General features: G+C 69.4%; 4 protein-coding genes. 3 read left to right on the top strand and 1 reads right to left on the bottom strand.

What is annotated here, in order from left to right; all coding sequences use genetic code 11:
• The first annotated feature begins 179 nt into the window (after nt 1–179).
• The 3 genes from ACFWFI_RS41405 to ACFWFI_RS41395 all read left to right on the top strand — a co-directional run bounded on the left by ACFWFI_RS41405 (nt 180) and on the right by ACFWFI_RS41395 (nt 2,206).
• Entirely contained in the window at nt 180–1,565 is a 1,386-nt protein-coding gene (locus ACFWFI_RS41405) for an FAD-binding oxidoreductase (protein WP_387400918.1), read from the top strand.
• Between the two features lie 207 nt (nt 1,566–1,772).
• Entirely contained in the window at nt 1,773–1,925 is a 153-nt protein-coding gene (locus ACFWFI_RS41400; protein ID WP_387400916.1) for a hypothetical protein, read from the top strand.
• Nucleotides 1,926–1,984: 59 nt separating this feature from the next.
• A complete protein-coding gene (locus tag ACFWFI_RS41395) occupies nt 1,985–2,206 on the top strand; it encodes a hypothetical protein (protein WP_387400914.1) in 222 nt (73 codons plus the stop codon).
• A 282-nt stretch (nt 2,207–2,488) separates the two neighbouring features.
• Here the strand turns inward: ACFWFI_RS41395 and ACFWFI_RS41390 are convergent, their stop codons facing one another.
• Nucleotides 2,489–3,829 (bottom strand): ABC transporter substrate-binding protein, encoded by a 1,341-nt coding sequence (locus ACFWFI_RS41390; protein ID WP_387400913.1) that lies wholly within the window; start codon nt 3,827–3,829, stop codon nt 2,489–2,491.
• Between the last annotated feature and the right edge of the window lie 431 nt (nt 3,830–4,260).

The following is a 4,260-nucleotide window of genomic DNA, read 5'->3' as shown; positions in this document are numbered from 1 at the left end:
GCCGGGGCACGGCGCTCCGCGATTGCGCGGCATCCGGAGCGGCGGGACGCTGGAGGGGCAAGCCTTTCGGTGTTCGGTCCCGTCTGCGCGGCATCCACAGGTGCCGGCGTCGGCCCAGCAGCCCCACCCGATGCGATGGTGCCAGGGGAGGCCGGGCGCACGTGCGCAAGGAGACGATCATGGACGGCACCCTCCTCGAGACGATGAGGACCGCTCTGCGCGGCCCGGTCATCGGACCGGACGACCAGGAGTACGGGCAGGCCCGCGCGGTCTACAACGCCATGATCGACAAGAAACCGGCGGCCGTGGTCATGTGCCACGACACCGCGGACGTCATGGAGGCCGTCCGCTTCGTCCGCGAGAACGGCCTGGACGTGGCCGTCCGTGGCGGCGGGCACAGCGGCCCCGGCCTCGGTCTCTCCGACGGCGCCGTCACGCTCGACCTCTCCCCCATGCACGGCGTGCGGGTCGACCCGGCCACCCAGACCGCCCAGGCCGACGGCGGCGCGACGCTGGGAGATTTCGACCACGCCACCCACGCGTTCGGCCTCGCCACCCCGGCGGGGATCATGTCCACGACCGGGATCGGCGGACTCACCCTCGGCGGGGGGCACGGCTACCTCACCCGCAAGTACGGCCTCTCGGTGGACAATCTGGTCTCGGCGGACGTGGTCCTGGCCGACGGCACCTTCGTCGCCGCGAACCCGAGCGAGCACTCCGACCTGTTCTGGGCGCTCCGGGGCGGCGGCGGGAACTACGGCGTCGTCACGTCGTTCGACTTCGAGCTGCACCCCGTGGACACGGTGGGGGTGGCCATCACCCTGTGGCCCCTGGAGCTCTTCCACGACGTCATCCGCTGGTACCGCGACTTCCTGCCGCAGGCACCGGACGACCTGTACGGCTTCTTCGCCTCGCTGACCGTCCCGCCCGGCCCGCCCTTCCCCGCGGAGATCCACGGGCAGAAGATGTGCGGAGTCATCTGGTCCTCGACGGCCGACCCGGACTCCCTGGGCGAAACCCTCGCCGTGGTGAACGAACCGGGTCCGCCCGCCTTCCACTTCACGACACCGATGCCCTACCCGGCCCTGCAGAGCATGTTCGACGCGCTGATGCCGGCCGGTCTCCAGTGGTACTGGCGCGGCGACTTCTTCGACCGGATCACGGACGACGCCGCCGACGTGCACGCCTCCTTCGCGGAGAAGCTCCCCACCGGCCTGTCGACCATGCACCTGTACCCGGTCGACGGAGCCGCGGGCCGCGTCGGCCCCGACGACACCGCCTGGGCCTACCGCGACGCGCGCTGGTCCGGTGTCATCGCCGGCATCGACCCCGACCCGGCCAACGCGGCGGCACTGCGGGAGTGGGCCGTCGCCTACTGGGAGGCGCTGCACCCGCACTCCATGGGCGGCGGATACGTGAACTTCCTCGGCACCGGCGAGTCCCAGGACCGGGTCCGGGCCACCTACCGCGGCCACTACGACCGGCTCGCCGAGGCCAAGCGGACCTACGACCCGCACAACCTCTTCCACGCAAACCAGAACATCGAGCCCGCACCGCCGCACTGACCGTCACGCCGGGCTCGCAATACCGGGGGAAAGCCGTGCCGGGAGGGTTACAGTCTGCATGCACCGCACGATGATCCGGACGCCCCCGGAGCGGCGCGGCACCGGTAGCGGCACTTCGTAGCCCTACCGGTCGGGACCAGTCCGGCATTTACCGCAGCGGCTCGGTCACGGGGCTCTCACCGCACACCTACGTACAGGACACCTGAGATGACCGACATGCCTGCCCGCACCGCCCAGCGGCACCCCGACAGCGCGACCGCGACCACCGACACGGGCGCCGTCACCCCGCTGCCCACACCGCAGTACGCGGGCCTGTTCATCGAGCCCGATCTGCCGCCGGTCACCGACGAACCCGAGTGAGCGAGCGGCCCGTGACCGGCCCCGAGTGACCGGCCCGGCGGCACGGTCGTTGGGAGACCATGCGCATCCGTATCGGTGTGGTCGTCCTCGCAGTGGTCCTGCTGATCGCCGCGTTCATCTCGAACATCCCGTCCGAGGCCGAGACCGAGCTGGCCTGCCGGCGGGCCCTCGACAACCTGTCGACGTGGACCAACCGGCCGGACGTCTGCCTGGACGTGTCCGCGGAGACCTACCGGACGTTCCTCCTGATGTACCAGCTGCGGGAGGAAGGCCTGGACTAAGGGCTGCCCCGTAACACCCGGCGGGCGCACGACGACAGCTACGGCACCTCGCCGCGTTGTCGGGTCGCCCGAATACGCCCAGTATGGGGACGCCCCTCCGCCTTGCGATGCACAGCATCCGACGCCGCGCGCTGATCCACCGGGCATTACGGGACAGCCCTTGGGCCCTCTCGTCCGGATCGTGCCCGACCTCCCGTGAGCCCGGCATGATCCGGACGAGACCTCGGGCGCGCCGGTGTCAGGCCGCGGAACCCGCGGCCTCGGAGCGGGCTCCCTTGCCCGTCAGCCCTGCTGTTCCTTCCACTCCGCCTGGGCCTCGTCGAGGTTCTCGGCGAGCGTGTCCAGGAACTCCTTGGCGCTCGTCTTGCCGAGCAGCACCTTCTGGAAGCCCGATTCGCTGTCGGCCTTGGACAGGGTGTTCCAGTCCGGCAGGTAGTAGGGAAGCTGGACGATCTTGGTGTTGCCGGAGAACAGCGCCTCGGCGCCGAGCTTGGTGGTCTCGGCCTTGTCGAGCCAGGGGTCCTCGGCGGCTTCCTTGTTCGCCGGTATCAGGCCCGCGGACTCGCTGAACTTGGAGTTCGAGGCGTGGGAGGCGGCGAACTCGATGAACTTCCAGGCCGCCGCCTTGTTCTCCGACGACTTGAGCAGGCCGAGGCCGGATACCGGGTTGGAGACCATCACTCGTGTGCCGTCAGCCAGTTCGGGCTGCGGGATGCCACGGAACTTGTCGACGCCGAGCGAGCTCACGTGGTCCTGGTAGGAGCCCAGGTTGTGGTTGAGCATGGCGATGCCGCCGGAGTCGAACTGGGCGACCATCTTGGTGAAGTCGTTGTTGAGGTCGGCCTCGGGGGTGGCCTTCTTGTACAGGCCGACGTACTTCTCCAGTGCCGCGACGTTCTTGGGGTCGTTGACCGTCGTCCTCGTCTCGGAGTCGTCCCAGAAGGAATCGATGCCCGACTGCCCGTACATCGCGTCCAGGGCCTGGGCGATGGAACCCGGGCCGCCACGGATGGTGTAGCCGAACTGGTTCTTCTGCTTGTCCGTCAGCTTCGCCGCGGCCTTGTAGAACTCGTCCCACGTGTCCGGCTCGCCCAGCCCGGCCTTCTCGAACAGGTCCGTGCGGTAGTAGAGGACGCCGTTCGTGGCGGAGATCGGCACCGTGTACATCTCGTCCCGGCCGGCGGCGCTCCTCACGTTCTCGGTCATCGCCTCGTTGAGCTTGCCCTTGAGGGAGCTCTCCTCGATCCGGTCGTCCAGCGGCTCCAGCGCGTCCTGCGCGGTGATCCCGGCGACCATCGCGGCACCGACACCGCCGACGTCCGGCAGGCCGCCTCCCTGGATGGCGGTGTCGTACTTGGACTGGGCCTCGGTGGAGGCGATGCCCACGTACTGGACGTCGATGTCCGGGTTCGCCTTCTCGAAGTCGGCGATGATCTCCTTCCAGATCGCCGTACGGACGCCGCCGTTCTCGTCCCAGAAAACGATCTTCCCCTTGCCCGAGCCTTCGGCACCCTTCGCACCGGTGATGCCGCTGCCGTCGTCACCGCAGGCGGTGACGGTGAGGGCCAGGGCGGAGACCAGGGATATCGCGGCGGCTAGACGGCTGTTGCGGGGCTTGATCATGGTCGGCTCTCTTCTCTGAGTGCTCACCGGCGAGGCGCTGGACAACAGGGCGCCGCAGTGTGGAGACGTGCGGGATGGAGGTGCTTCGGGAATGCGCGGGACCGCGGCAGTCCTGCGGAGCCGAGGGAACCGGTGGGCCGGGGCGCGTCCGATCGCCCGTGTGCCCCGTCGGCCCGGGCCGGAGGCCATCAGGCCGACGTGGTGCCGGCCCCCTTCCGTCCGGGCGGACGGGGGCCTTCAGCGTCTCCCGCGGCGCCGGGGGCGGCAGGGGAGAGGGCTCGGGGCTGGCTGCATAAGGCGCTCGGCTCTCATATCGCGTCTCATATATGACATACGAAGGGCAACGCGAAGAACGTAAGTCGGCCCACTCCCACGGTCAATGCCCGTGCAGAAGAAAGATTTGAGCCCGGGAACGCCGAAGCGCCCCGGCC

This window comes from Streptomyces sp. NPDC060209 (genome assembly GCF_042728155.1).
In the GTDB taxonomy this organism is placed as follows: Bacteria; Actinomycetota; Actinomycetes; order Streptomycetales; family Streptomycetaceae; genus Streptomyces.
The sequence above is the reverse complement of the archived record's forward strand: the minus strand, read 5'-3'. Positions and strand labels throughout refer to the sequence as shown.

What these genes read in the sequence shown, in the direction of transcription:
- ACFWFI_RS41405 (WP_387400918.1), top strand. Translation starts at nt 180, where the DNA reads ATGGACGGCACCCTCCTCGAGACGATGAGGACCGCTCTGCGCGGCCCG.
- ACFWFI_RS41400 (WP_387400916.1), top strand. Translation starts at nt 1,773, where the DNA reads ATGACCGACATGCCTGCCCGCACCGCCCAGCGGCACCCCGACAGCGCG.
- ACFWFI_RS41395 (WP_387400914.1), top strand. Translation starts at nt 1,985, where the DNA reads ATGCGCATCCGTATCGGTGTGGTCGTCCTCGCAGTGGTCCTGCTGATC.
- ACFWFI_RS41390 (WP_387400913.1), bottom strand. Translation starts at nt 3,829, where the DNA reads ATGATCAAGCCCCGCAACAGCCGTCTAGCCGCCGCGATATCCCTGGTC.